Origin of the sequence: Exiguobacterium sp. s22 (assembly GCF_018617455.1) — a bacterium.
In the GTDB taxonomy this organism is placed as follows: domain Bacteria; phylum Bacillota; class Bacilli; order Exiguobacteriales; family Exiguobacteriaceae; genus Exiguobacterium.
This window is the reverse complement of sequence record NZ_JACSKD010000003.1, coordinates 1-25,502: the sequence shown is the minus strand read 5'-3', so window position 1 is coordinate 25,502 and position 25,502 is coordinate 1. Positions and strand designations below refer to the sequence as shown.

Below are 25,502 nucleotides of genomic sequence, written 5' to 3'. Positions count from 1 at the left end.
GGAACAGATGGAACCGCGGCTACGACTGAGGATTCTCCTCTCCGTCAAGAACGGGGAGGACAATCGGAATGAAACGAGTTGCTACCATAGTGCTCGGAACGCTGATCATGGCGTTCGGTTATTATTATTTGAATGAACAGTTTGGTTTGGCGGAAGGCGGGTTCGTCGGATTATCGCTACTCGGTCGTTATTTATTTGATATCGACCCGGCGATTTCGATGATCGTGCTCGACATCCCATTCTTTATCGTCGCTTTGTGGTGGAAAGGATGGCGTTTTGTCGGGCAAGCGGTACTAGCCGCTTCGTCCTTGTCGCTCAGTTATGCGATGTGGGACCGTCTCGACTTGCTCACGTTTGAGATTCAAGTGTGGCCAGCGACGTTGTTCGCTGCGATTGCCAGTGGGATTGTGACCGGATATGGTCTCGGTCTCGTCTTAAAGTCAGGTGCGGCAACGGGAGGCGACGATTTATTCGCCCTAGGTCTATCGAAGTGGACAGGTGTGTCGGTCGGTACGATTTTGATTGTTTTTGATGTGATCGTCCTTGGGATCTCACTCATTTATCTACCATTATCGAATGCGCTCTATACACTTCTTGCGGTGTCAATCGCCGGACGAGTCGTCACAAAAATGCTCGTCGTCGATGAGCCGAAAGTGACACCTGTCGTACCAAATTGGACACCAAAAAACGATCTCGCGTGAGATCGTTTTTTTTAGTTCATCGAAACTGCGATGTCAAACAAGTCTTGTTTCGAAAGTTGATCTCCTTTGTAGTCGATTGCATATTCGACGCCATCTTGTTGCCAACTGAGCACGGTGAGTTCATCGGTCTCATTGAGGTATACAGGAGAACCTTGAATGGTTTGAGCATATGCTTCCCACGTTTCAGTATGGTGCCATCCTAGTTCAGTAGTTGCCCATACGGTAATAGACTGCTCATCATTTTGATAAACGAGTTCGACCCGACTTAAGCTGACGAGATGAGCATATTCACTATCGGTGACAAAAGGAAGCTGCGTGGGGCTTTGAATCTCGAATGGGACGAAAGAAGTCGTTGCGTGAATGGGTAGAGGGACTTCGCTTCGTCCGATAAAAAGTAGAAAAAGACTCATGCCGAGAATACACTTGAAGATAAAACGGCCCTTTCGATCTTGTGGCAGTAAAAACATGATCGAATTTCACCTCACTGAACAATTTATACATTTTCATTTAGTATAAATGAGGTATTTGGTTAAAACATACAAAAAATAACTTTTTATTCACTGATGATGATATCATGGAGGATGACTAGAAATGAGAGGTGCATCTTATGAAAAATCGAAATATTGTCAACTTTAGTATCCTCGTATTACTCATGGCAGTGATGGTCGTGAACAACGTTGATGGGCTACACACGCTCAAGACGTTGGTGAACGGTCTTGCAATCTTGACGTTATCTGTCATCGGAGTTGTATACGTGACAAACTATGCTAAAAATAAGAAACAGGCAATGTGATGAGATAGGTGGCTGAGGCTACCTATTTTTCTTTTTCGTTATTTGTGCTAAACCTCACAGCGCATGCTATCACCATCCATTACACTAGTGGATGAAGGAGTGATAGGTGATGAAATGGATGATTCCAACACAACATGGGGCATGGTCGATGCTCATTTTGCCGTTCGTTCTTGGAGGAACGGTCGGAGGATGGACGTGGACACATATGCCTTTTGCCATTGCATGGCTATTTGTTTATATGGGAACATTCTTCTTGTTCCAATACATCAAACAACGTAAGAAATCGCGTGAGCTTTTACGCACAGTGATGATCTATCTGATGATTGCTACATTATCCATCATTCCAGTCCTATGGATGCAATGGAGTCTCATCTGGTTCGCTTTTGCGATGATTCCATTCGGTCTCGTGAACGCCTACTTTGCCAAAATCAAAGATGAGCGAAACGTGTGGAACGACGTCAGTGCCGTCACGTCATTCTGTATCGGAGGAATGGCGAGTTATTACCACGGAACACACGTCTTTGATGAAACGATTATATGGGTATTCGTTTTACCATACCTCTATTTCCTCGGAAGCATCTTTTTCGTCAAGACGATGATCCGTGAAAAGCAGAGCCTCACGTATCGAAACCTTTCGTGGGGGTATCATATGTTACTAATCATCGTTTTCATTACACTAGGTTATCCTCTACTCGCATTGGCTTATGCACCAAGTCTGGTACGCGCTGTTTGGTTCTACGGCAAAAAGATCCCAATCATGAAGATTGGGATTGTGGAAATCGCTAACTCGATTTTTGTATTAACGTGGCTCGCGACATATCTCCTGATTTAGTTTGCAGATGACGAAGTACTCGCGAGGACGGCAGCAGTCGTAGCAGCGGTCGCCGCTTGTTGCATCGCCAATAAGTGGGCGAACGTACCGTGTAGCAATAAATCGCTCGCTTCGCTCGTTATGCGTTCGGCCGCTACGAGTTGAAGCGCGACGAGCACGCTATGTGTGTTGAACCAACGTTGCTTTTCTTTTTCGGCATTCACGATTTCTTGAACGGCGTGCAAGGTACTCGTATTCGGTTCCGTAACGATGCTAAGTAGTGCGAGTGCGGGTAAGTGCTCACGACGAATCGAGATATTCACTTCATCTAATTGCGATTTCCATGCCAGCAGTCGAGAAACTGCTTCTTCGGGTGAGGACTCGCTAAACGTCAAGAGGTGCGAGACGAGTTGCAGTTCGTTTGACTTCGGTAGCCGATCTTTTAATAACGTATAATGTTGCTCAATCCGTTCATTTAAATTAATGACGTCGTCAAACGCTTGAACGAGCACGAGCGCCGACAACAAGTCTTCCTCGCTCGTCAACCAAGGATGATGTTGTTTAAACGTTTGATATAGTTCGGTCGCCTCATCGAGTCGTCGCTCCGGTTCCTCGACATTGATCAGTTGATTCGCTAAAAAGGGACGCAGTGAACTGAAACGGAAATGTTTCCGGTCGAGTAACGTATCGAGTCGGAGCGCCTCGTCGATTGCGGTCTCGATGTCCTCATATTTGGCATCGAGAAACGAGAGCCAGACGAGATTTTGACTGCCTCGAAATTTCGAGAACATCTTCGTTTTTCGCTTTAATACATCGCGTGCGTTCGAAAATCGAGATGCTTCGAACGGGGTGTCGTGAATCGCATAATGAATGGCCATCAAGCGCCGGAAGTCATCCGTCAGTTCCCATTTCGTTGCTGCCTTGATGGCGTCTAGTGCCTCTACATAGCGTTCATATTGTGTCATATCGAATCGCCTCCTCGGTTAGCTATACGAACTGGGATGAAAAGATGTTTCAAAAAAAGCCGTCTCGGAAAAATTCCGGACGGCTTTTCATTATTGTACTTGTGTATACAATTTTTGCATGTACTCGTTCACTTCATCTGCCGCTTGGAACATCATGAATGAATGTTGCAAGATGATCTCTGGTGAGAAACCAAGATCGAGGTCGAGTGTCGATGCGAGTGTGACATCGCGATCGCTGTCGAGTACACAACGGAAGTACTTGAACTCCTGGTTGAACTCGTTCAAGGCATTGAGAATCGGTAAGTCTTCTACATAGTCTGGGACGTGCGTGACGGTAGCAGCGTATAACTCAGCGTCTGTCGTCTTTTTGTTAAAAGCGATAATCATAACGGGCTGAGCCCCGGATTTTGTTGTTTCACGCGTCAAAAACGTGACGTGCGTTTCAGTGTCGCTTTCTTTGAACGTCATGTTGCGTTCAGCGGCAAGCGCTCTAAATGATTCTACTTTTTCTTCGAAGTTCACAAGGAAATCCCCCTTAGTAAGTCGTTACTCTAACTTTCCCCCATTTGGGCAGGGAAAGCAAGGGGAACTAGCGTTTCATCAGCATTTTAATAGCTTCTTCTACCGTTTCGGATGTATCTTCGCCATCTGCTTGTGCTGTGATGATACATTGCTCTAAGTTCTTGGCCACGATGATCGTAGACGCGCGATCGAGTGCGGAGCGTGCGGCGCTCAGTTGCGTCACGACATCACGACATTCCTTTCCTTCCTCCATCATGCGGATGATGGCTCGAATTTGTCCTTCTACCCGTTTCATGCGATTCAATACTTTCGGATCGTATTGATATTGTTCCATGTCCTTCACCTCTATAGTAAAAATTGTTCAGTTACCCAACTATTTAATATGTAGGCTCATCTTAATACATGGGGGAGTATGTGTCGAGCATCAACTACTTGAGAAGACTAGAATAAAATATTCTATATTTCGTCAAACTTATTTCTTGCAATTGCATACCTAAGGGGGTATATTAATGACGTGGAAGCGAAATGTTCAACAAATCACAAACTTGTTGAACGCCAGCTACCAAGCCGAATGGTATAGATTGAATCGAAAAAGGAAGGTAGATTAACGATGAAAGCATCTGCTTTAAAACGTCAAATGGACTTTGAAGTGCCTGTAAACATTGTCGACGTTCGAGAACGTGACGAGTTTCAAGAAGCGCATATCGAAGGTGCCAAAAACTATCCGTTATCAGAAATCACAACGTGGATTGACACACTCGATCCAACTGAAGAATATGTCGTTCTTTGCCGCTCTGGTGCACGAAGCACGCAAGCGACTTGGCAAATGGAGGCGAAAGGCTATAAAGTGGTCAATATAGAAGATGGTTTAATGAGTTGGCCAGGAGAAGTTGTCAGAGGAGGAAATGGACAATGAGCAAGAAAATCGTAATCGTTGGTGGAGTAGCTGGTGGTGCATCTGCAGCGGCACGTCTTCGTCGTTTAAATGAAGAAAATGAAATTGTCATGTTTGACCGTGGAGAATATATTTCATTTGCGAACTGTGGTCTTCCATACTATATCGGGGACGTCATCCAAGATCGTCAAAAGTTGCTCGTTCAGACGGTTGAAGGAATGAACAAACGTTTCCAACTCGATATCCGCAACTTGACGGAAGTCGTAAAAATCAATCGTGACGAGAAATCGGTAACGGTGAAGCACGTCCAAACAGGCGAAACATACGATGAGTCGTACGATGTCCTCATTCTTTCACCGGGAGCAAAACCGATTCGTCCGAATATCCCTGGAATCGACGAGGCAGAAGATATTTTCACACTTCGCAACATTCCGGACACAGACAAAATCCGTGGTTACGTCGATGAAAGAGCACCAAAACATGCAACGGTAATCGGCGGAGGCTTCATCGGAATCGAAATGGCGGAAAACTTACGAGAACGCGGCGTTGACGTGACACTCGTCGAGATGGCAGACCAAGTCATGACGCCACTCGACCGTGAAATGGTCGCACCGATTCATGAACATTTACGTCTGCACGGCGTCGAACTTCAACTGTCAGACGGTGTTTCTTCATTCTCTGAAAAAGGGAAGAAAGTACATTTGACGAGCGGTCGCGTCATCGATACAGACATGGTCATCATGTCAATCGGTGTCACACCAGAGTCGACGATTGCGCGTGAAGCAGGTCTTGAAACAGGTACGCGCGGCGCGATTCGCGTGAATGAAAAAATGCTCACATCAGACCCGAATATTTACGCAATCGGAGATGCGGTCGAAGTACTCGACTACGTCTTTAAAGAGCCAACTGTCGTGCCACTCGCATGGCCAGCGAACCGTCAAGGTCGTCTCGTTGCCGATATCATTAACGGTCGTGACGTGAAGTATAACGGAACGATGGGAACGGGAATCGCCAAAGTATTTGATATGACTGTCGCATCGACAGGATGGAATGAAAAACGTTTGAAAGCGGCTGGTAAGACGTATGAAGCTGTCCACGTGCACCCAGGTTCGCATGCAGGATATTATCCGGGATCGACGCCTGTGTCACTCAAACTCTTGTTCCACCCGACAACGGGTGAAATTTACGGTGCACAAGGTGTGGGGATCAACGGAGTCGACAAACGCATCGACGTCATTGCGACAGCGATGAAAGGTGGTTTGACTGTCCTTGACCTGCCTGACCTCGAACTCAGTTACGCACCACCGTTCAGCTCGGCGAAAGATCCGGTGAACATGATTGGATATGTCGCGTCGAACGTCGTCCTCGGTGATAACGAAGTCGTACATTGGGATGAGATTGATGAACTCGTTGAAAATGGAGCGACGTTACTAGACGTTCGTGATGAATCTGAGCACGAGCTTGGAAAAATTCCAGGATCAATTAACGTACCGTTGAACTCATTACGTGAAAACTTGGACAACTATGACCGGAATGAAACGATTTATGTGACATGCCAAGTGGGTCTTCGTGGTTATCTCGCATCACGCATTTTGCGCCAAAACGGCTTCAAGGTGAAAAACTTGAGCGGTGGCTACAAAACGTGGTCACAGATCAATCGTGATTTCGAGGCGCTTGAAGAAGCGAACGCATCAAATGAAACAGCGGCTACCGTTGTAGAGGAGGAACCAACGCAAATGACGAATGCTCCAATCGGCGAGGCGGTCGTGTTAGACACATGTGGTCTACAATGCCCGGGACCAATTTTAGAAGTAAATAAAAAAGTTGCAGAACTCGGGGAAGGCGAAACGCTTCGCGTCCTCGCAAGTGATCCAGGATTCTTTGCCGATATCGAAGCATGGGCGAAAAAGACGGGCAACAAGCTTGTCTCAAAACAATTCGTCAACGGACGAGTTGAAGCAATTCTCCAAAAAGGACAAGGTCCGGCTGCACCACAAGCGGGCGCTCCTGTAGGCGACGGTGCGTCAATGGTCGTCTTCAGTGGGGATCTCGACCGTGCACTCGCATCCCTCATTATTGCGCAAGGTGCTGCAGCAATGGGGAAAGAAGTGACAATGTTCTTCACATTCTGGGGGCTTAATGTCATCCGTAAACCGGACGCACCGGAAGTGAAGAAACAAGGTCTTGAAAAAATGTTCGGCATGATGATGCCAGGGCATGCGGGCGAACTCCCGCTCTCGAACATGAACTTCGGTGGTGTCGGTCAAAAAATGATGAAGAAAGTCATGAGCGACAAAAATGTTCCTTCTGTTGAAGAAATGATCAAGTCGGCACAAGAAGCAGGCGTGAAGATGGTAGCTTGCACAATGTCGATGGACGTCATGGGCATTAAAGAAGAAGAGTTGATTGATGGGGTCGACCTTGGTGGTGTTGCGGCGTATCTCGGCGCAGCAGAGGGCGGTAACTTAAACCTCTTTATCTAAATGAGATATAGAACGAGTCGGATTGCGATAAGCTTTCCGACTCGTTTTTTTGCTTTTCAAAAGAACCGAAATGACGTTGAAAAACGAATTATTATTGCAATTTTCGTATAATTTACCTATAATTCAAGTCATGTTAAAAAAGTTGACATGACTTTTTCTGTTGAGATTTTTAGAATGATGGAGGATTAGTATGGAGAAATTGGTAGAGAAACTCGTTTCGCAAGCGAACGATTTGTTGTGGTCGCAAGTGCTTATCGTCGTCCTTGTCGCATTAGGTCTTTATTTTACGGTTCGTATGGGCTTCGTTCAGTTCCGCATGATTCCTGAAATGTTCCGCCTCTTGTTCAAAGAAGGCACAGAGCGTGAAAAAGGCCAGGTGTCTTCGTTCCAAGCGTTCGCAATCGGGACGGCAGCACGTGTCGGGACAGGGAACATTGCCGGTGTGGCGACAGCGATTGCGCTCGGTGGCCCAGGGGCAGTCTTTTGGATGTGGCTCATCGCTTTGATTGGAGCGGCATCTGCATTTGTCGAAAGTACATTGGCGCAAGTGTATAAAATCCGTGACGGACGCACATGGCGCGGAGGTCCGGCTTACTATATGGAGCGTGCGCTCGGTCAACGTTGGCTCGGTGTCTTGTTCGCGATTTTAATCACGTTCTCATTCGGGTTTGCGTTCAACTCGGTCCAGTCGAATACGATTTCACTTTCTGTGAGTAACCAATTTGGTATCAGCACGACGGTCGTCGGGGTTGTCCTAGCGGTTGTCACAGCGATTGTCGTCTTTGGTGGGATTCAATCAATCGCACTCTTGTCGAGTATCATCGTTCCAGTCATGGCGGGTGGCTACATCTTGCTCGCGATTTGGATCATGGTGACGAACGTATCCCTTTTACCAGACGTCTTTAGTCTCATCTTCTCAGAAGGAGTTCTTGGAATCGAGCAACTCTTCGGAGGGGCAATCGGTGCAATGGTACTCCAAGGGATTCGCCGCGGTCTCTTCTCGAACGAAGCGGGTATGGGTTCTGCACCGAACGCTGCTGCGACAGCGGAAGTATCGCACCCTGTCAAACAAGGATTGATTCAATCGTTTAGCGTATTCGTGGATACATTGCTCGTATGTACATCGACAGCGATGATTATCTTGATTTCAGGTGTTGCTGGTTCAGAGTCGTTCGCAGGTGTTGAATTGACACAAGCTGCTTTGACGGCAGAAGTTGGTTCAGTCGCGACATCGTTCTTGACGATGGCGATCTTCTTGTTCGCCTTCAGCTCGATTCTTGGAAACTATTACTACGGCGAGACGAACATTCAGTTCATCTCGGATAAAAAAATCTACGTCACACTCTATCGCATCGGTGTCGTCGGAATGGTCTTGTTTGGTGCCGTCCGTTCTGCTGGACTCGTCTGGTCGATTGCTGACGTGTTCATGGGTCTCATGGCACTCGTGAACTTATATGCCATCTTCCGCTTAGCGAAAGTGGCCCGCGCCGTTCTCGATGACTACTTGTCACAACGACGCAAAGGAGAAGACCCGGTCTTCTATGTCGATTCAGTTGAGAATCTTCCAGGTCGTGAGTATGTGGAAGCTTGGGAAAGCGAAACAGAAGAACAACAAACGGGAACAAGTCGTTCTTGATCTAAGGAACCGTCTACGAATTGAAGTAGGCGGTTTTTTTACGTATACAAGACGGGTAATGTCATAAAAAGGGGGCGTTCATGTATGGAGACGACGCATTATGTACGTGTTTCCCCAGAAGTTTGGGTGTCGTTTAATCAAGATCCAGAGATGATTTTAGATTGGTTAATTCATATGCATGAGCAATATCGGGACCGCGACGAGACACTGACGCTCCCGAATGTGGAGCCGTTTCAACGTGTGCTCAGTCAAATCGAGGTGTATATCGATGGGGCTGACACATATAACATGGAAATGGCGCTCGTCGGCGAAGAGTTGATTGTCAATGAAGCGCAGGCGGTCGTGGTCGGTATCTTGACCCCGCAGTTACTTCATATCGTCAAAGATACGTTGCATGCGTTCGGGCGAGATGACGTGAAAGATATGGCGCTTGTACCAAAAGATGAATTCGAGACGATTTGGGAAGAATGGACCCGGTTGCAACAATTTTGTGAGACGGCCGCGTCCCAAGAAGAGCTCGTCCTCATTTATTATGAATAAAAGTGAGTTCCCTATGATATGATGTTAAAAAATGGATAAAAGGGGATTCAATCATGGACGTGTTCGGCATACTCATCTGGCTTGGCATTCTCATCAACCCGTTCCTTGCGTATCAAACGAAAATCAAGTCGCTTTATCACATCACACTCATCTCCTTTGTCACATTTTTGATGACATGGGGATACGCGGTGGTGGGTGGGACGGTACCAGCCCTATTTGACACAGCGTGGAGTTTGCTGTTGATCGCTTATGTAGGTCTATTGATTTTGAACAGCTACTTGGTCAGTAAGCGATTCGTTCCAAAGATGACATGGTTTCGTTTCGGTATAATCGCAGTGATTAGCGTTGGCGTCAGTCAAGCGTGGGTAGGATTGAGTACGGGAGAGTGGACGCCATCCCTTTTCATGGACGGGGATTTCTGGATGATGAGCGTTATCTTATCGCTCCTGCTCCTGCTTCTCGTTACGATGAAGACGTTAGACCGTCGAGTAGAAGCATAAAAAATCCCGAAACGAATCAATTCGTTTCGGGATTTTAATTATTTCAAAGCGGTTTCGAGTGCCTTGACGTTTTCACGCATCAAGTCAAAATAGCTCTTGTCCATCTGTTCTTTTGTGACAGATTCCAAGTTGTAAATCGTCACGCTTTCTGCGCCGATTTCTTGTTTCACGACCTCGGCCACTTTCGGTGTGACCGTATCTTCAAAAGCGATATAGTTCAAGTCATGAAGACGGGCCTCTTCGATGATTCGTTTGAGGGCTTGCTGTGACGGTTCTTCAGAAGGTGTGAGGCCGGCGATCGGCAACTGATCGAAACCATACCGTTCAGCCAAATAACCGTATGCCGCGTGTGTCACGAGTAACTCGGACTTCGAACCGTTCTCGACGGCTGCTTTTAACTCCGCATCGAGGGCGTTCGCTTCGTCTTTGAATGTGCTCAATCGTTCTGCGAATTCATCCTTATAGTCGGGTGCTTCCTCACTAAATGCTGCTTCGACAGCTTCTGCCATCGATACAGCATTCATTGGATCGAGCCAAACATGAGGATCATATTGACCGTGGTCGTGTCCTTCTTCAGCGTGCTCATCTTCAGAATGACCATCCTCTTCATGACCGTCTTCTTCATGAACATGGACCGTATCGGTTGCATCGAGTAGTGTCACGTCCTCTGCTGTTTTGACAAAGGCGACGTTCTGTCCCTCTAAACTCTTCTCCATAGACTCGACATACGGTTCAAGGTCATGACCGATTGTCAAAAAGAGATCCGCTTCTGCGATTTGAGTCATTTGTTTCGAAGTCGGTTCATATGTGTGTGGGTCTGCTCCGGGTGGAATGACCATCTCCACATTGACACGATCCCCTCCGATTTCTTCGGCCATTGATTTTAAAGCGAATGTGGAAGCGTAGACGGTCAATTGCTCGTCTGTTGATTCTGATGCGTTGTCTCCTTCGGTATTCCCACACGCACCAAGCAAAAGTGTGCCAGCCGCAACAGCGCCTAACCAAGTCTTCTTCATCTTGCATCGTCCACCTTTCAAATTATCTGAATATTAAATCGTAACTGTTACGTTTTATGACTGCGAATATTATTATAGTGTGACGTTCAAAGCACGTCAAGTCCGACTTCTGATGGATGGATTTTTGAAAAAAGCGGGAATATGATTAAAAAAAGGAACGAGGAGTGGATTGTATGAGAAAGGAGACTGCCTGGTTTGTCGGGGGTGCGGCGCTTGCCGCAGCAACGGCAGCCGGGGCTAGCGTGTGGAGTCAGTACGGATCACTTGTCCGATGGCAAGAACCTGAGTTGCCGATTCGACCGGCCACACGTCGGCGCCACACGTATACGTATAAAATTGTTCATGATCGTCCGCTCCAATTTGATTTGTACCTCCCACCAGGTGAAGGCCCCTTCCCGGTAGCTGTATATGCACATGGGGGGGCGTTCGTAAGAGGGGATCGGAGCATGGTGACATTGTTCCATCCGTTACTCGATCACTTTTTGGGGAAAGGGATCGCCGTTGTCAGTATCGATTACCGTTTGTTTGAGGACGGGGTGTATTTCCCGGACAACATTTTTGATGTGTCGGATGCTCTCAGTTATTTAAAACAACATGAATCGATTTTGTCGCTCGATACGAGTCAGTTGCTCGTATGGGGTGATTCGGCAGGAGCGGCGTTAATGCTCGCGACCGCACTAGATCGCCACAAACAATTTGTGGGTGAGTTAGGTGATGACCTCCCGACCATTAAAGGAGTCATTGCGCTGTATCCACCGACGAACTTTTTATTGTTCAAATTTATCCAGACTTGGCTGGCGCATTTGAAATTCTACGAGGGGAGTCGTGAGGAGTGGCGTGAATTGATGGTGAAATGTTCTCCGGTTTCCCATCTTTACGCTGATGCCCCGCCGATTCTACTGTTACATGGGAAGAAAGATCCGATTGTCCCGTTCGGTCAAGCGCTTCACTTCGTCGAACATGCGAGTGACGTCGGCGCGAACGTTCAACTCATCTCGTTTCCAAACGGAACCCATTCGCTTGCGAGTTTCCTTCAATCGGACAATCCAATTAAAGAAGAACAACTCATGGCCAGAATCAATCGTTTTATTGATGAATGCCTCGTATGACGTTGCGATTTTTAGGGAAGATGGTACGATGGGGGATGATTGAAATCGTAAGGAGTGGAAGCAGTGACAGAGTTATGTTTAGTCAGACACGGTCAGACCGATTGGAATCGTTTAGAAATTATTCAAGGACGTGAAGACAATCCGTTAAATGCACTCGGGCGTCGACAGGCAGAAGAGAGCGCGGCTTTTTTGAGTCAGGAACAGTGGGACCTCATCGTTTCGAGTCCGTTATCGCGTGCGGTCGATACCGCAAAAGCGATTGCGACAGCATGTGAAATCGATCATGAAGCGATTCAGCTAGACGAACGCTTCATCGAACGTGAATTTGGAGCGGCATCCGGAAAGCCGGTAAAAGGAATCTACGAAGCGGTTCAAGCAGACGACCAGGAACGTATTCCCGGACTTGAAACAGAAGACGAGATGCGAGCCCGTGTATTAGATGGGATGAAGGATTTGGTGGATACGTATCCAGGTAAGCGCATCATTGTCGTCTGCCATTCCCATGCGATCAAAGCGGCGCTCTCTGCTGTCGACGACACCTACACGTTCCGTCAAGCGATGCGAAACGCTTGCTCGAATTATATTAACTATCGACATGGTCAATTTGAGGTAAAGGCCATCAACGTGGCTGATCACATCACCGATCCGACCATGATGAAGTAAGGAGAATGTCATGACGACCTTATTGTGGATACTCATTATCGCGTCATTTATTGTTGCATTTGCCGGACTCATTTATCCGGTCATCCCAAGTGTGCTATTCTTGTTCATCGGATATATGATTTACGGGTTCGGTTTTTCATTTGAACCGTTAACGTGGACATTTTGGGTATGGCAAATTGTTTTCCTCATTTTCTTGTTTGTAGTGGACTACGTTGTCACTCGAGCCACAGTGGATAAACGAGGGGGTTCAGAACGAGCGAAATGGGGAGCGACGATTGGCTTGATTGCTGGACCGTTTATTTTTCCGCTCGTCGGAGTGCTTATCTTCCCGTTTATTTTCGCCTTTCTTGCAGAATTGACGCTAGGGAAGACGACGCGTGAGGCATGGAGTATCGGTGTCGGAACAGTGCTCGCGTTTCTCGGTAGCACGCTTTTAAAAGTGATTGGAATGACGATGATGGTCATCTTGTTCTTTATTTACATTTGAGGCGGAGTATTGCTCTCCGTCTTTGTTGTTTGAGGAGTGAACCATTTTGGGGAAAGAAAAAAGAGGGTCACTCGATTATTCGAATGACCCGGTTTTCACCAATTGATTGAAGGCGGAGCGACTGAACGTTTGTTGCATCTCGACTTTCTTTTCGAAGAAGGCCGGCTTCAAGCTTGAGGTGGCGACCCCTTCTTGAATCAAGGAGTCGAGCACTTGTTTCGTCGCATCCTGTTTCGGCATCAACATGAGTCCTTCGGCGACGAACGTGTGATGATCGTTTAAAGCACGCTCGCTTGTGAACGTCAGCGCGAGTGCGGCCGGTGCATTCGTTGGGGATGTAATGACCGCTTCAGCAAGGATGAGAATTCGTTTGTTTAAGTAGTGGTGGAGCGTAACGGCGGATTCGGTTGGGACAAGCATTTCGAGTAGCCATTCCGAATCGTGCTCTTTCGAGATGATCAAGCCGTCTAGCAAATCGATTGGTAAATTCAATTCATTGCCGTACTCGTCTTGAACGAGACGGACTTGGACGAGGCGAAACGTTTTCATAGGATCGTTCCTTTCCGCGTTTTCTTTAGACCATCTTAACATAGTCTGCTGAATAGAATGTGTTAAGATAACGAGGAAGAAACAGAAAATTGAGAGTGAGGGAGGCATCAAGATGAGTTGGGTTGTTGGCGTAATCGGGTATATGACGATTCTCGCAATCGTCTATTATGGTGTCCTTTTCTTCAAAGTGAAACGGGAGCGGAGTCGGGCCGGCTATCGAATCTTTCTCTTGCTTGCCGGATTATTTTTTATCAGTGGGAGCGATTATATTATTGCACTGTTCCAAGGAGACACCGAAGCGACGTTTTGGCAACGGACTGTCTATTTTGTCTTGATATTGCTCTCTTTATCGATGGCGCTTTACTTTCGGAGAAAAGAAGATCAAAGCCAAGCAGGCGAGATGACAATGGTATAAAAAAAGTTGTGGGTACGCACCCACAACTTTTTTTATTTCGGTACTCGCGTCTTGCGAATCATATCGAGCTTTAAATCCCATAGAGGCTTACTGAACGTCACTGAATACACTTCTGGCAAACGGAGACGCTTATATTCTTCCCACAGTCCGTTCATCTGTTCGTGATGATACGTACGAATTTCACTCGTGCTAGGAAGGTCGTATACCCGTTTTCCGTCAAGGAAGATCGGTTGCAACAAGCGTTTCACGTTGAAGTTGCGTGTCTTGATCTTGAAGGCCGGGTCACGGACATCGATCAAGTCAATCTCGGTGTACGATTCGACCGGTTCATCAGCGAGGGCGATATAGTCGCCTTTGAACTTTTTCGTTTCGTTGTCGATGATGCGATACAACTCTTTCTTGTGAGGTGTCGTCGTCTTCACTTTGGAAGAAGACACTTTGATGACCGGTTTCAGTTCTCCGGACTCATCCTCGCGTGCGACCAATTTATATACCATCCCGAGAGCAGGTTGTTCGTAGGCTGTGATGCCGCGCGTCCCAACAAGGAACGTATCGGCTTCAGCGCCTTGCATCCGTAAGTCTTGGATAACATACTCATCCAAATCACCAGAGACGACGATTTTAACGTAGTCGAGTCCTGCTTCATTCAACGCTTTCCGGGCACGTTTCGATAGGTAGGCGAGGTCTCCGGAGTCGAGGCGTACTGACTTGAGACGATGGCCTTTCGCCTCTAATTCTTTCGCGACCGTAATCGCGTTCGGAAGACCGGACTTGAGTGTGTCATACGTGTCGATGAGGAGACTTGTGTTATCCGGATACATCTCGGCGAACGAACGGAATGCGCTCAATTCATCGTCATGGAATTGAATATCCGCATGTTCCATCGTTCCCCCTGTCGGAACATCGAAATCACGTCCGGCAGAGACGAGACTCGTCACGTCGAAACCGGCGATATACGCGGCGCGTGTCCCGTAATAAGCGGCATCGACACCTTGCGCACGGCGTGCACCGCCCTCGAGCAATGTCTCGTTCGGTGCGGCTTGACGAATTCGAGCATACTTCGTGGCGATGAGGGATTCGTGGTTCGCGATATTGAGCAGCGCTGTTTGGAACAATTTTGCTTCAAAGATGGTCGATTCGATTCGAACGACTTGTTCGTGTGGGAAGATGACTTCTCCTTCACGGACACTATATAGTGAACCAGTGAACTTAAAGTTTCGTAAGACGTCTTCGAATTCATCTTCGAATCCGAGTTGTTGTTTCAAGTAGGCGATATCTTCTTCTGTGAACGAGACGTTCTCTAAATAGTGAACGATGTTCTCGAGTCCGGCAAAGACGACATAACCGCCGCTAAACGGATTTGAACGATAGTAAAGGTCAAAGACGACCTGTTCATTATGGCGACCTTGCTTCCAATAGATATACATCCAGCGTGGAAGATAGAGATCCGTGTGAAGTGCTAAATTACGATGTAACATATGGTTTCCTTTCTGTTTTACGTCACTTTCCGACTACGGTCGCACCGAGTGTCGTGACGAAATGTTCGAGCGCCCATTCATGTCCGACCGGATTGAAACTCTGGACGGCATCAGCATGGACGACGATTTGATAACCGAGGTTGTAGGCATCTACGGCCGTGTGAAGCACACAAATATCTGTACAGACACCGACGAGATGAACTTCAGTGATTCCGCGTTCCCGAAGACGCAGGTCAAGATCAGTTCCGGCGAAGGCGCTGTAACGTGTCTTATCAATCCAATGATCTGCTTGTTTCGACGCTTCTTTCACGGCACCGTACAATTCACGACCCTCTGTCCCACGGATATTGTGCGGAGGGAATAACGTTGTTTCGGGGTGGAATGTGTCACCTGCATCATGGACATCGTTCGCGATGACAACATAGTCCTCCGCTGCGAACGTCCCCATCAATTCGACGATTCGTTCTTCAATCTCTTGCCCGGGTTTCCCACAAGTCAAACGACCACTGTCTGCGATAAAATCAAATGTATAATCAATGACAATCAATGCACGCATGGGAGATGCTCCTCTCTCGTATTCAAAATGGTGGTTATCCACCTCATTCTAAATCATTATACATCATACGAGGAAGATTATTTTTCTCTAGTGTGGGTAGTAAAAGAGAGTAGAACGTATAGGGAAAGGGGATTGTGATGATGGTATACTCGCAAAATGAATTGACAGATGAACTGTCTCGTTTAAACGGTTGGGAAGAAGTAAATGGGGAGATTCAAAAGACATATCGGCTAGAAACGTTCCCGGAAGCCATTCAATTTGTCCATCTCGTGGCAGATTTAGCAGAGTCACTTGATCATCATCCAACTATTTTGATTGAGTATCGCGATGTGACATTGACCGTATCGACTCATGATGAAGGTGGTATTACAGAGAAAGACATCACGCTTGCGAAAGGGTGTGAGGAACTTGTCTAAACTCTTTATGACCTTTGCGTCAGGTAGTGTGGCGGATCAGTTGGCTCAAAAGCCGGGGGTGATTGCGGCGAACGGACCTGAAATGATTTTTCTTGCAGAAGGAGACAAATCTCCTTTTAGTAGCGGGAAAACATTTGAGATTGAAGAGGCGTCTGGGCAGTTTGAAAACAACGGGAACATTTTGTATGCGAATGTGCCTGCGGATGAAAACGCGCGTTCTCTTTTGTTTCATCAACTGTTGACCGAAAAAGCGCCGCTTGGCGTTGGTCATGCAGGCTTCTCGGCTTACCGGTTAGGCGTTGACCCTGACGATCATCATGCCGTCGTCTTCATTCAGTTCGCATCCGAGGGGACACGATTCCGAGATACAACGGATTATGCAATCCTCGAAGACCGATTGAAACGGGCCGTGGAACAGCGCGGATCCGGTCCTGTCATAAAACACTATGTCGTCAGTAAGTCAGATAATCTATAATAAAAGATAACGTCATGTTAGGGGAGGATTTTTATGAACAAGAATTATTTTTGGTTGGGGATGGCAGCAGGTGCAGCCATTGGTGCAGCGGCATCACTTCTCCATAGCGAAACGCGCGATCAACAAGTGAGACAATTGAAAGGCATCAAGTCGAAGTTGAAGTCATCCAACACGTCGACTGAGGCACATGCAGTCGGTCTTCAAGCGTCATCAAAAGGCAACTTAAAAGACCGTGTCATGGAATGGAAATCGCTTTACGAAGAAAACCAAGATACGATTCAAAACCTCGTCGAAGACGTCAAAGACCTAGTCGATGCGCTTCAAGAGGCTCGTCATAAAAACCAAATCTAATCAAACGACCAAGCGAATCCGCTTGGCCGTTTTTATTTCCTTACTTATAGGAATCGCGCCAATAAACCAAAGATCGCTAGTCCGATGATGATGTAGAAGAACCATTTCCCGTCACCGGAATGAATGACAGGAGGTGCGTACGAACGTTGTTTATAAGGTCCGTAGCGAGTCGGTCTTGTGTACGGAACAGTGAATCGTGAGAGCGGGATGGCGAGTAAGAATCCTGCCAAGAAACCGTACACGTGTCCCCAAAGCGACACATTCGATCCAATTAATGTGAAGACGGCGCTGATGGCGACAAAGATATAGACCAAGCGGGCATCTTGGCTATACATCAATGTGCGGCGGAAGCGTCCAATAAATACGTAAAATCCGAGGACGGCCAAGATGGCACCCGACGCACCGGCTTGTAAATAAAATAAGTTGCTGACGGTAAAATACGTAAACAAGTTAGCAAGTGCTCCGGCAAATACATAAAACAAGGCAAATTTCACGTGTCCGACCATTCGTTCCATCGCCGGTCCGAAGATGATCAGCGCGAACGAGTTGAACAGCAAGTGGCCGAGACTCAAATGAATGAAGTTGGCCGTGACCAAGCGGTACCATTGCCCGTCCGCCAGTGCCAAATGGAACGACCCTCCCGTCGCCACGATTCGTAAGCCAGGAGCGAAAGAATCGATGACAAACACAAGGAGTTGGATTACAATGAACAGCGTTACGAGTGGATATGCCCGTACAAACGTTTGTACATTTTCCGTACGACTAAACATAACATCACCTCTTTCCTCAATTGTATAAGGAAACGGGGAAAAAAGGAAAGGAGCGAGTGTCCTGTGATTGTAGGAATCGGAGTCGATATCGTCGAGCTTGATCGGATGGCTCGCTCGATGAAACAACCACGCTTTTTAAAACGTCTGCTCACCGATGCAGAATATGAGTTGTCTCAACAGTATCCACTTCCACGTCGAATCGAATTTGTCTCAGGTCGCTTTGCAGCAAAAGAGGCTTACGCCAAGGCGATCGGGACTGGCATCGCACGCGGTTTATCGTGGCGTAATATAGAAATTTTACCGGATGAGACAGGCCGACCTGTCATGACCGCGCCGTTTGCGGGGAAGATTCATGTCAGCATCAGCCACAGTCAAACTTATGCCATCGCACAAGTCATCTTAGAAGAGGAGGGACAACATGTTTCGTCCTAGTCGAATCGAGATTGATCGGGCGGCCATCGCCCATAATATAAAAGAATTAACAAGACGGATTCCGCAGGACCTCATGGCGGTCGTCAAAGCGAATGCCTACGGACACGGGGCCGTCGAAGTGGCGAAAATCGCCCTCGAGAACGGGGCGACGATGCTAGGGGTCGCATTACTCGAGGAAGCAATCGAACTTCGGGATGCAGGAATTGAGGCACCCATTCTTGTCATGGAAGCACAATTCCCGGAATATGCCGGAGTGGCGGCAGAACGGGGCATCACGTTATCCGTATTTTCTGCTGAGTGGTTACAAGAGGCTGCTCCTTATCTAGAAGAAAAACCGTTGACAGTTCATATCAAAGTGGATACCGGAATGGGACGTCTCGGCCTACGCACCCGTGAACAATTAGATGCCTTACTTGAAGAAGCGAACGACTTATTTGTCATTGAAGGCATCTACACCCATTTTGCGACGGCGGATGAACTTGATAGCGACTTATACTTCACACAACAAGAGCGGTTCGAACGCTTAATGGATGGGCTGCATGAGCAGTTCCGCTATATCCATACGTCGAACTCGGCCGGGGCCATCCGGATGGCGGGACAAGACGTTCCTTATAATCTGGTTCGTGTCGGCATCGCGCTCTATGGGTTATATCCATCACATGAGATGGAGACGTTCTATTCGTTCCTGCGCCCGGCTTTCACGCTAAAAAGTCAGCTCATGCAGGTGAAACGGCTAGAGGCAGGTCAGACAATCAGTTACGGTGCAACGTATACGACGTCAGCCGATGAATGGATTGGTACGGTCCCGGTCGGTTATGCGGATGGATGGTTACGCAAGGCGAGTGGATTTGAAGTGGAGGTCAACGGGGTTCGTTGCCCAATCGTGGGACGCGTCTGTATGGATCGTTTCATGATCCGACTTCCAGAAGAGTTTCCTGTCGGGACGGATGTGACCCTTGTTGGTGGAAACGTCACCATTGATGAACTGGCGTCTTATCTCGGGACCATCAACTATGAGATCGTCTGCCAATTTACGAGCCGATTGCCACGTCTTTTTGTGTGAATCATAAATCGTGTGAAATTATCTGAATTCTTTCTCGATTTCTCTATATTTTCCCATTCCCGCGTGTTATATTGATAAAGAACGCGGGAGAATTTCCGCCAGTCCATGAAACGATTCTGGAGGTGTAAGATGTTGAAGCAGCGAACTGCGGGTGCGCTAGCGTCCGTCCCAGATCGGTTCTCGCAACAAGGGGGTCCGATTTCGATGAAAGACCGTGAAACACTGTCCTTGAACGATGTAGTGACATACTTGTCTAAAGAAATTGCTGATCGACAACAAGCACTGCGTGAAGAATTGGCGAAAGGCTATCAAGAGATGGCCGCGTTTAACTTGAATATGGCAGAAGAGATGCTCACGATTGAAACCGAAGCCGAACACGCTCTCTTACGTCAAGTAAGTGGGGTGTGAGCAGCGTGATCGTAAAGCGTGGTGACGTATTTTATGCGAATCTGTCGCCCGTAGTCGGCTCAGAGCAAGGTGGCGTTCGACCCGTTCTCATCGTACAGAACGACATCGGCAATCGCTTTAGCCCGACCGTCATTGTCGCTGCGATTACAGCTCAGATTCAAAAAGCAAAACTGCCGACTCATGTGGAAGTATATCAAGAGAAGCACGGGCTCGAACGAGACTCTGTGATTTTGCTTGAACAGATTCGAACGATTGATAAGCGTCGTCTGACGGATAAAGTCACTCATCTAGATGATGAGACGATGCATAAAGTGGACAGAGCGCTAGAGATCAGTATGGGATTGATCCCTCTCTAGCCTTACATAGATAAGACTGGTACATAGGTATCGGTCTTTTTTTAAACTTTTTTTAAAAAAGTGGTTTAAGATTTTGTTGAAGGGGAATTTAAATTAATCGTACTCAATTTTTCTGTACGGACATTTAGGAGGGAATAGACGATGGATTTAGCGATTCGCGAGCAAGTCATTGGAGAACAATTACACCTTTACGTATCCGGAGAAGTGGATACATATACTGCACCAAAATTGAAAGAAGTATTGCATCCGGCCATCGGTGAACAAGACGTGGTCGTTCATTTAGATGAAGTGGAGTACATGGATTCGACAGGTCTTGGCGTGTTCGTAGGGGCATTGAAAATTGCCACACGTAACGAGAAAGAATTGTCACTTGTCGGAGTTACAGACCGAGTCAATCGTCTATTCGAATTGACGGGTCTTCACAAACTTCTTTCTATTAATTCGAACGTAAGAGGTGGCACGCAATGAACAATGTTGAACAGACGGTCATGACGTTCCCGGCCAAACCCGAATATGTCGGTGTGGTTCGATTAGTCGTTTCAGGAATCGCTAACCGTATGGGATATACGTACGACGAGATCGAGGATATTAAAATCGCGGTCTCGGAAGCATGTGGCAACGCCGTCCAACATGCTTATGACGATCATCAAGATGGAGAAGTCAAACTCGCTTGTGGCGTCTATGCCGATCGTCTTGAAATCACGATTGAAGATTCAGGTAAGACGTTCGCAGACGATGTGAAGCGTCAGGCCGCTCCGGTCGAAGAGACGACCGAGATTGAATCGCTCCATGAAGGAGGACTTGGTCTCTTCTTGATCGAAGCATTAATGGACGATGTCTCGATCAATAAAGACAACGGTGTCAAAGTGACGATGACAAAACTCCTCAACAGGGACGAGGTGGATCAGAGTGCCAGCAAAATCTCAACAACGCCATCACAGTGATGACGAGGTACTAGAGTGGATTGAACGCTATCAACAAGACGATCAAAACGAAGAAGTGCAAATGCTCCTCATCAACCGCTATTCAGACCTCGTTGAAGCACTCGCCCGCAAATTCTCGCGTGGGCGTGCGATTCACGACGACCTTGTGCAAGTTGGGATGATTGGATTATTAGCGGCACTTCGTCGATTCGACCCAGAATTTGGTCGTAGTTTCGAATCGTTTGCCGTCCCGACAATCATCGGAGAAATCAAACGATTCATCCGTGACAAGACGTGGAGTGTCCACGTGCCGCGTCGGATTAAAGAGCTCGGTCCAAAGATTAAAAAGACGGTCGAAGAGTTGACGACCGAATTACAACGTTCACCACGGATCGATGAGATTGCCGATCACCTCGGTGTATCCGATGAAGAAATTCTCGAAACGCTCGAGATGGGTAAGAGTTATCAAGCCTTATCGGTTGATAGTTCAATCGAAGCGGATAACGAAGGTAGCACCGTCACGTTACTCGACTTGGTCGGTAGCCAAGAGCGTGGATATGAATCGGTCGACCAACGTCTTATTCTAGAGAAGGCATTCAATGTCTTAAATGAGCGTGAACGCGCCATCTTAGAATGCGCCTACTATAAGAATATGAGTCAAAAAGAGACAGGTGAACTTCTTGGAATCTCGCAGATGCATGTGTCCCGTTTGCAACGACGAGCACTCGAAAAGCTGCGTGAAGCCATCAAGGTCCCACTCAATGAAGTATTCTCAAGCGATGACTAATCGAGTCATCGCTTTTTTGTTTAAATGTTTGCTACACTTTGGAAGAGATCAAAAAAGGAAGTGATTCAAGTGATTACGAAAGTGGCTAACGCGTTAAACTTGAAAGTGAACCAAGTCGAGACGGTTCGGCAGCTCGCATCTGAAGGGGCGACGATTCCGTTCATGGCCCGTTATCGGAAGGAAATGACGGGAAATCTAGACGAAGTCGAAATCAAAGGAATTTTGGATGCTCTTCAATATGAAGAGAGTCTACAAAAACGTAAAGCGGATGTCCTTGCTAAGTTAGAAGAGCTGGAAAAGAACACACCTGAACTAACGAAAGCGTTAGAGGCAGCAACTACGCTTCAACAAGTGGAAGACATCTACTTGCCATATCGTCCAAAACGACGGACGAAAGCGGAACAGGGACGCGAAAAAGGATTACAGCCGCTAGCGGACTGGTTCCGGGACAAGTCACCTTATTCTTCGGACAAGGTAAAAGAACTTTCTCAAGACGTCAAGGTAGAAGAGGCGTTGCCGCTCGTTCATGCGATCATCGGCGAAGAATGGGGCGAAGAAGCGAAACTGCGCCAGATGCTTCGCGATCGTGTACGAAAAGAAGGACTCTTGCGCTCGAAGAAGAAAAAACAAGCGGAAGACGAAAAAGAGATTTTTGCGCAGTATTATGAATATGAAGAGAAGATTGCTGGCATTGTCCCGCACCGTGTACTCGCCTTGAACCGTGGGGAACGCACGGACGTGCTCCAAGTGAAGGTGGTGTTTGACGAGTCGCGCTTCATGGATCAAGCCCTCCGTACATACGAACGACTTCCGAAAGAAAAGCGTGAAGTTGTCGAGGCAGCTGTGACGGAGGCGTACAAGAAGTCGGTCTTCCCCGCCATCGAACGAGAGATTCGTGGTGAGTTGACAGAAAGGGCAGAAGAGCAGGCAATCGATGTCTTCTCAAAAAACTTGAAACAACTTTATATGCAGCCGCCCCTACGCGAAGTCGTCGTATTAGGAATCGACCCGGCTTATCGAACTGGTTGTAAATGGGCAGTCGTCAATGAAATCGGAAAAGTCGAAGAGGTCGGCGTCTTCTATCCGACTGCACCGAAACACGATATCGTCGGTGCTGAAAAAGTACTGACGAGACTCGCGAAGAAATATCCAATCTCGGTCATCGTCGTCGGAAACGGAACCGCCTCACGGGAGACGGAACAATTCGTCGCCGACTGGTTGAAGAAAGCGGAACGTGACATTGCTTACGCGATTGTGAACGAAGCGGGAGCAAGTGTCTACTCGGCATCGGAAGTCGCACGAAGTGAATTCCCGGATTTGAAAGTAGAGGAACGGTCAGCCGTCTCGATTGCACGTCGAATTCAGGACGCGATGGCGGAACTCGTCAAAGTCGACCCGCAATCTGTCGGTGTCGGACAATATCAGCATGACGTCAGCCAGAATAAACTGAAGGCCTCTTTAGAGTTCGTCGTCGAGAGCGTGGTCAACATGGTTGGAATCGATGTGAACCGTGCCTCTGAGTCTTTATTGACATACGTCTCGGGACTCAATAAAACGACAGCAAAAAATATTGTGGCATACCGTGAAGAGAATGGACGCTTTGAAACGAGAAAGGAAATTAAGAAAGTTCCTCGTCTCGGAGCGAAGGCGTTTGAACAAGCGGCTGGATTCTTGCGGATCATGAACGGGAAGGACGTTCTCGATCAGACAGAGATTCACCCAGAAAGTTATCCGCTCGCGTTATCGATTTTAAAAGAGATCGGTTCTTCAAAGTCGGAGGTCGGAACGGTCGCGCTTCGAGAACGATTGCAACAAGTCGACGCTAAAGCCTTGAGTGAAGAACTAGAGGCGGGGCTTCCAACAGTTGAAGACATTTTGAAGTCATTAGCTAAACCAGGGCGTGACCCGCGGGAAGATATCCAGAAACCGTTACTACGCACAGACGTCATGAGTCTCGAAGACCTTCAAGTCGGCATGGAATTCCAAGGGACCGTCCGAAACGTCATTGATTTTGGCGCGTTCGTTGACATTGGGGTGAAACAGGATGGCTTGGTCCACATTTCGAAATTATCGAATCGCTACGTGAAACATCCGCTAGATGTCGTGGCCGTTGGTGATATCGTGACCGTGTGGATCGAACAGGTCGATGTGAATCGGGGACGAATTAGTTTAACAATGCTTGCGCCGAGCGTTAAATAAGAAGAAACTCGAATCAGGTAAAATGTTTTTCATTTTACCTGATTTTTTTTAGAAAAAGTGTTGACGGTCTTTTTGTACCGTGATATCTTATAGAAGTCGCCGAGAGACGGCATGCGAAATAAACGTTTTTCTAAGAAAGTGATTGACAGGTTTCTGGTTTGCGGTTACAATATAAATCGTTACTTCGATAATTTCAAGCAACGTTCCGCAATAGCTCAGTGGTAGAGCAACCGGCTGTTAACCGGTAGGTCGTAGGTTCAAATCCTACTTGCGGAGCCATTTTATTTTGGAGACGTACCCAAGAGGCTATAAGGGGCTCCCCTGCTAAGGGAGTAGGCTGGGAAACCGGTGCGAGGGTTCGAATCCCTCCGTCTCCGCCACTTAACATTACTTAGAAGACACATAGATTGGCCCGTTGGTCAAGCGGTTAAGACACCGCCCTTTCACGGCGGTAACACGGGTTCGAATCCCGTACGGGTCACCATATATGGAGGATTAGCTCAGCTGGGAGAGCACCTGCCTTACAAGCAGGGGGTCGGCGGTTCGATCCCGTCATCCTCCACCATTTCAAATAAAAACGTAATCTGGTCTTGTGGTGTAGGGGTTAACATGCCTGCCTGTCACGCAGGAGATCGCGGGTTCGAATCCCGTCAAGACCGCCATTTACGTTGGGCTGTAGCCAAGTGGTAAGGCATCGGATTTTGATTCCGACATGCGAAGGTTCGATCCCTTCCAGCCCAGCTTTTTATTTGAGTCATTAGCTCAGTTGGTAGAGCATCTGACTTTTAATCAGAGGGTCGCAGGTTCGAGCCCTGCATGACTCACCATTTTCCTTTTTAACTTTATACGCTGCGGTCGTGGCGGAATCGGTAGACGCGCTAGGTTGAGGGCCTAGTGGTGGTTAACACCGTGGAGGTTCAAGTCCTCTCGACCGCACCATATGCACCCTTAGCTCAGCTGGATAGAGCGTTAGACTACGAATCTAAAGGCCGGGAGTTCGAATCTCTCAGGGTGCACCATTCTTTTTATGGGCCTATAGCTCAGCCGGTTAGAGCGCACGCCTGATAAGCGTGAGGTCGGTGGTTCGAGTCCACTTAGGCCCACCATTTAAACTGACGAACTTTGAAAACTGAACGATGAGGCAAAAATAAGTTTTACCATTTTTGAATGAAGCGCAAGCTTCGTCAATTTAAGAGCTATATC

At 47.5% G+C, this 25,502-nt stretch carries 32 protein-coding genes and 10 tRNA genes; 33 read left to right on the top strand and 9 right to left on the bottom strand.

Annotated features, from left to right (window positions below; all coding sequences use genetic code 11):
* Positions 1 to 68 precede the first annotated feature (68 nt).
* The gene (locus KNO94_RS06580) at positions 69 to 701 is read left to right on the top strand and encodes a YitT family protein (protein WP_214778342.1); all 633 of its coding nucleotides are present in this window, start codon (positions 69 to 71) and stop codon (positions 699 to 701) included.
* A gap of 11 nt (positions 702 to 712) precedes the next feature.
* On the opposite strand, the gene KNO94_RS06575 is transcribed toward KNO94_RS06580, so the two are convergent.
* Positions 713 to 1,111, bottom strand: a complete 399-nt coding sequence (locus KNO94_RS06575) for a hypothetical protein (RefSeq protein ID WP_214778340.1) — start codon at positions 1,109 to 1,111, stop codon at positions 713 to 715.
* A gap of 197 nt (positions 1,112 to 1,308) precedes the next feature.
* On the opposite strand from KNO94_RS06575, the gene KNO94_RS06570 reads away from it, so the two are divergent.
* Positions 1,309 to 1,494 (top strand): hypothetical protein, encoded by a 186-nt coding sequence (locus tag KNO94_RS06570; protein ID WP_214778338.1) that lies wholly within the window; start codon positions 1,309 to 1,311, stop codon positions 1,492 to 1,494.
* A 109-nt stretch (positions 1,495 to 1,603) separates the two neighbouring features.
* Positions 1,604 to 2,326: a YwiC-like family protein gene (locus tag KNO94_RS06565; protein ID WP_214742665.1), complete on the top strand. Its 723-nt coding sequence runs from the start codon at positions 1,604 to 1,606 to the stop codon at positions 2,324 to 2,326.
* Here KNO94_RS06565 and KNO94_RS06560 read toward each other — a convergent pair.
* From KNO94_RS06560 to KNO94_RS06550, 3 genes are all read right to left on the bottom strand, one after another.
* Positions 2,323 to 3,270 carry a DUF4003 family protein gene (locus tag KNO94_RS06560; RefSeq protein WP_214778336.1) on the bottom strand — a complete coding sequence of 316 codons (948 nt, stop codon included), beginning with the start codon at positions 3,268 to 3,270 and terminating at the stop codon, positions 2,323 to 2,325. The genes KNO94_RS06565 and KNO94_RS06560 overlap by 4 nt on opposite strands.
* Before the next feature lie 90 nt (positions 3,271 to 3,360).
* The gene (locus KNO94_RS06555; RefSeq protein ID WP_015880528.1) at positions 3,361 to 3,792 is read right to left on the bottom strand and encodes a type III secretion system chaperone family protein; all 432 of its coding nucleotides are present in this window, start codon (positions 3,790 to 3,792) and stop codon (positions 3,361 to 3,363) included.
* A gap of 67 nt (positions 3,793 to 3,859) precedes the next feature.
* Positions 3,860 to 4,126: a metal-sensitive transcriptional regulator gene (locus tag KNO94_RS06550; protein WP_214695974.1), complete on the bottom strand. Its 267-nt coding sequence runs from the start codon at positions 4,124 to 4,126 to the stop codon at positions 3,860 to 3,862.
* A 276-nt stretch (positions 4,127 to 4,402) separates the two neighbouring features.
* Between KNO94_RS06550 and KNO94_RS06545 the strand changes: the two genes are divergently transcribed.
* From KNO94_RS06545 to KNO94_RS06525, 5 genes are all read left to right on the top strand, one after another.
* Positions 4,403 to 4,708, top strand: a complete 306-nt coding sequence (locus KNO94_RS06545) for a rhodanese-like domain-containing protein (protein WP_214742668.1) — start codon at positions 4,403 to 4,405, stop codon at positions 4,706 to 4,708.
* Positions 4,705 to 7,170: a CoA-disulfide reductase gene (locus KNO94_RS06540; protein WP_214778334.1), complete on the top strand. Its 2,466-nt coding sequence runs from the start codon at positions 4,705 to 4,707 to the stop codon at positions 7,168 to 7,170. Before KNO94_RS06545 ends, KNO94_RS06540 begins: the two co-directional genes overlap by 4 nt.
* Positions 7,171 to 7,360: 190 nt before the next feature.
* A complete protein-coding gene (locus KNO94_RS06535) occupies positions 7,361 to 8,806 on the top strand; it encodes an alanine/glycine:cation symporter family protein (protein WP_214778332.1) in 1,446 nt (481 codons plus the stop codon).
* A gap of 84 nt (positions 8,807 to 8,890) precedes the next feature.
* Positions 8,891 to 9,346, top strand: coding sequence for a hypothetical protein (locus tag KNO94_RS06530; protein ID WP_214742671.1), 456 nt, complete (start codon positions 8,891 to 8,893; stop codon positions 9,344 to 9,346).
* Positions 9,347 to 9,399: 53 nt separating this feature from the next.
* Positions 9,400 to 9,846, top strand: a complete 447-nt coding sequence (locus tag KNO94_RS06525; RefSeq protein WP_214778330.1) for a hypothetical protein — start codon at positions 9,400 to 9,402, stop codon at positions 9,844 to 9,846.
* Between the two features lie 38 nt (positions 9,847 to 9,884).
* Here the strand turns inward: KNO94_RS06525 and KNO94_RS06520 are convergent, their stop codons facing one another.
* Positions 9,885 to 10,862, bottom strand: coding sequence for a metal ABC transporter substrate-binding protein (locus KNO94_RS06520; protein ID WP_214778328.1), 978 nt, complete (start codon positions 10,860 to 10,862; stop codon positions 9,885 to 9,887).
* Positions 10,863 to 11,035: 173 nt separating this feature from the next.
* Between KNO94_RS06520 and KNO94_RS06515 the strand changes: the two genes are divergently transcribed.
* The 3 genes from KNO94_RS06515 to KNO94_RS06505 all read left to right on the top strand — a co-directional run bounded on the left by KNO94_RS06515 (position 11,036) and on the right by KNO94_RS06505 (position 13,121).
* Positions 11,036 to 11,971, top strand: coding sequence for an alpha/beta hydrolase (locus tag KNO94_RS06515; RefSeq protein WP_214778326.1), 936 nt, complete (start codon positions 11,036 to 11,038; stop codon positions 11,969 to 11,971).
* A 63-nt stretch (positions 11,972 to 12,034) separates the two neighbouring features.
* Positions 12,035 to 12,634 carry a histidine phosphatase family protein gene (locus KNO94_RS06510; RefSeq protein ID WP_214778324.1) on the top strand — a complete coding sequence of 200 codons (600 nt, stop codon included), beginning with the start codon at positions 12,035 to 12,037 and terminating at the stop codon, positions 12,632 to 12,634.
* A 10-nt stretch (positions 12,635 to 12,644) separates the two neighbouring features.
* Positions 12,645 to 13,121: a DUF456 domain-containing protein gene (locus KNO94_RS06505; RefSeq protein ID WP_214778323.1), complete on the top strand. Its 477-nt coding sequence runs from the start codon at positions 12,645 to 12,647 to the stop codon at positions 13,119 to 13,121.
* 75 nt (positions 13,122 to 13,196) lie between these two features.
* Here KNO94_RS06505 and KNO94_RS06500 read toward each other — a convergent pair whose 3' ends face one another.
* A complete protein-coding gene (locus KNO94_RS06500; RefSeq protein WP_214742676.1) occupies positions 13,197 to 13,670 on the bottom strand; it encodes a YwpF-like family protein in 474 nt (157 codons plus the stop codon).
* Between the two features lie 112 nt (positions 13,671 to 13,782).
* Here KNO94_RS06500 and KNO94_RS06495 point away from each other — a divergent pair, with 112 nt between their 5' ends.
* On the top strand, positions 13,783 to 14,085 hold the full coding sequence (locus KNO94_RS06495; RefSeq protein WP_214742677.1) for a 7TM diverse intracellular signaling domain-containing protein: 303 nt from the start codon (positions 13,783 to 13,785) through the stop codon (positions 14,083 to 14,085).
* 32 nt (positions 14,086 to 14,117) lie between these two features.
* On the opposite strand, the gene KNO94_RS06490 is transcribed toward KNO94_RS06495, so the two are convergent.
* Positions 14,118 to 15,563: a nicotinate phosphoribosyltransferase gene (locus KNO94_RS06490; protein WP_214742678.1), complete on the bottom strand. Its 1,446-nt coding sequence runs from the start codon at positions 15,561 to 15,563 to the stop codon at positions 14,118 to 14,120.
* Positions 15,564 to 15,585: 22 nt separating this feature from the next.
* Entirely contained in the window at positions 15,586 to 16,119 is a 534-nt protein-coding gene (locus KNO94_RS06485; protein ID WP_214778322.1) for a cysteine hydrolase family protein, read from the bottom strand.
* A 140-nt stretch (positions 16,120 to 16,259) separates the two neighbouring features.
* Between KNO94_RS06485 and KNO94_RS06480 the strand changes: the two genes are divergently transcribed.
* Genes KNO94_RS06480 through KNO94_RS06470 form a run of 3 tightly spaced genes read left to right on the top strand, consistent with a single transcriptional unit; the run spans position 16,260 to position 17,361 of the window.
* Positions 16,260 to 16,535: a 4a-hydroxytetrahydrobiopterin dehydratase gene (locus KNO94_RS06480; protein ID WP_214742680.1), complete on the top strand. Its 276-nt coding sequence runs from the start codon at positions 16,260 to 16,262 to the stop codon at positions 16,533 to 16,535.
* A complete protein-coding gene (locus KNO94_RS06475) occupies positions 16,528 to 17,010 on the top strand; it encodes a hypothetical protein (protein ID WP_251125863.1) in 483 nt (160 codons plus the stop codon). Before KNO94_RS06480 ends, KNO94_RS06475 begins: the two co-directional genes overlap by 8 nt.
* A gap of 33 nt (positions 17,011 to 17,043) precedes the next feature.
* The gene (locus KNO94_RS06470; protein WP_214778321.1) at positions 17,044 to 17,361 is read left to right on the top strand and encodes a hypothetical protein; all 318 of its coding nucleotides are present in this window, start codon (positions 17,044 to 17,046) and stop codon (positions 17,359 to 17,361) included.
* A 44-nt stretch (positions 17,362 to 17,405) separates the two neighbouring features.
* Here the strand turns inward: KNO94_RS06470 and KNO94_RS06465 are convergent, their stop codons facing one another.
* Complete coding sequence (locus tag KNO94_RS06465; protein WP_214742688.1) at positions 17,406 to 18,131, bottom strand: rhomboid family intramembrane serine protease; 726 nt, start codon at positions 18,129 to 18,131, stop codon at positions 17,406 to 17,408.
* 63 nt (positions 18,132 to 18,194) lie between these two features.
* On the opposite strand from KNO94_RS06465, the gene acpS reads away from it, so the two are divergent.
* The 18 genes from acpS (at position 18,195) to KNO94_RS06375 (ending at position 25,405) form a co-directional block, all read left to right on the top strand.
* The gene (gene acpS / locus KNO94_RS06460) at positions 18,195 to 18,563 is read left to right on the top strand and encodes a holo-ACP synthase (RefSeq protein WP_214778320.1); all 369 of its coding nucleotides are present in this window, start codon (positions 18,195 to 18,197) and stop codon (positions 18,561 to 18,563) included.
* Positions 18,550 to 19,626, top strand: a complete 1,077-nt coding sequence (gene alr, locus KNO94_RS06455; RefSeq protein WP_214778318.1) for an alanine racemase — start codon at positions 18,550 to 18,552, stop codon at positions 19,624 to 19,626. The genes acpS and alr overlap by 14 nt, the downstream gene beginning before the upstream one ends.
* 129 nt (positions 19,627 to 19,755) lie before the next feature.
* Positions 19,756 to 20,034 (top strand): hypothetical protein, encoded by a 279-nt coding sequence (locus tag KNO94_RS06450; RefSeq protein ID WP_214742691.1) that lies wholly within the window; start codon positions 19,756 to 19,758, stop codon positions 20,032 to 20,034.
* A 5-nt stretch (positions 20,035 to 20,039) separates the two neighbouring features.
* Positions 20,040 to 20,390 carry a type II toxin-antitoxin system PemK/MazF family toxin gene (locus KNO94_RS06445; protein WP_026824472.1) on the top strand — a complete coding sequence of 117 codons (351 nt, stop codon included), beginning with the start codon at positions 20,040 to 20,042 and terminating at the stop codon, positions 20,388 to 20,390.
* Between the two features lie 141 nt (positions 20,391 to 20,531).
* Complete coding sequence (locus KNO94_RS06440) at positions 20,532 to 20,858, top strand: STAS domain-containing protein (protein WP_214778316.1); 327 nt, start codon at positions 20,532 to 20,534, stop codon at positions 20,856 to 20,858.
* A complete protein-coding gene (gene rsbW, locus KNO94_RS06435) occupies positions 20,855 to 21,334 on the top strand; it encodes an anti-sigma B factor RsbW (protein WP_015880559.1) in 480 nt (159 codons plus the stop codon). The genes KNO94_RS06440 and rsbW overlap by 4 nt, the downstream gene beginning before the upstream one ends.
* Positions 21,300 to 22,100, top strand: a complete 801-nt coding sequence (sigB, locus tag KNO94_RS06430; protein WP_015880560.1) for an RNA polymerase sigma factor SigB — start codon at positions 21,300 to 21,302, stop codon at positions 22,098 to 22,100. Before rsbW ends, sigB begins: the two co-directional genes overlap by 35 nt.
* Before the next feature lie 24 nt (positions 22,101 to 22,124).
* Entirely contained in the window at positions 22,125 to 24,299 is a 2,175-nt protein-coding gene (locus KNO94_RS06425; protein WP_214778315.1) for a Tex family protein, read from the top strand.
* 204 nt (positions 24,300 to 24,503) lie between these two features.
* Positions 24,504 to 24,578: transfer RNA gene (locus KNO94_RS06420), tRNA-Asn, on the top strand.
* A gap of 9 nt (positions 24,579 to 24,587) precedes the next feature.
* Positions 24,588 to 24,679: transfer RNA gene (locus tag KNO94_RS06415), tRNA-Ser, on the top strand.
* A 29-nt stretch (positions 24,680 to 24,708) separates the two neighbouring features.
* A tRNA-Glu gene (locus KNO94_RS06410) sits at positions 24,709 to 24,783 on the top strand.
* A 5-nt stretch (positions 24,784 to 24,788) separates the two neighbouring features.
* Positions 24,789 to 24,864, top strand: a tRNA-Val gene (locus KNO94_RS06405).
* Between the two features lie 21 nt (positions 24,865 to 24,885).
* Positions 24,886 to 24,961: transfer RNA gene (locus tag KNO94_RS06400), tRNA-Asp, on the top strand.
* A 7-nt stretch (positions 24,962 to 24,968) separates the two neighbouring features.
* Positions 24,969 to 25,040 (top strand) — tRNA-Gln (locus tag KNO94_RS06395).
* Positions 25,041 to 25,050: 10 nt separating this feature from the next.
* A tRNA-Lys gene (locus KNO94_RS06390) sits at positions 25,051 to 25,126 on the top strand.
* 24 nt (positions 25,127 to 25,150) lie between these two features.
* Positions 25,151 to 25,238 (top strand) — tRNA-Leu (locus KNO94_RS06385).
* A gap of 3 nt (positions 25,239 to 25,241) precedes the next feature.
* A tRNA-Arg gene (locus KNO94_RS06380) sits at positions 25,242 to 25,318 on the top strand.
* Positions 25,319 to 25,328: 10 nt separating this feature from the next.
* Positions 25,329 to 25,405 (top strand) — tRNA-Ile (locus tag KNO94_RS06375).
* The last annotated feature ends 97 nt before the right edge of the window (positions 25,406 to 25,502 follow it).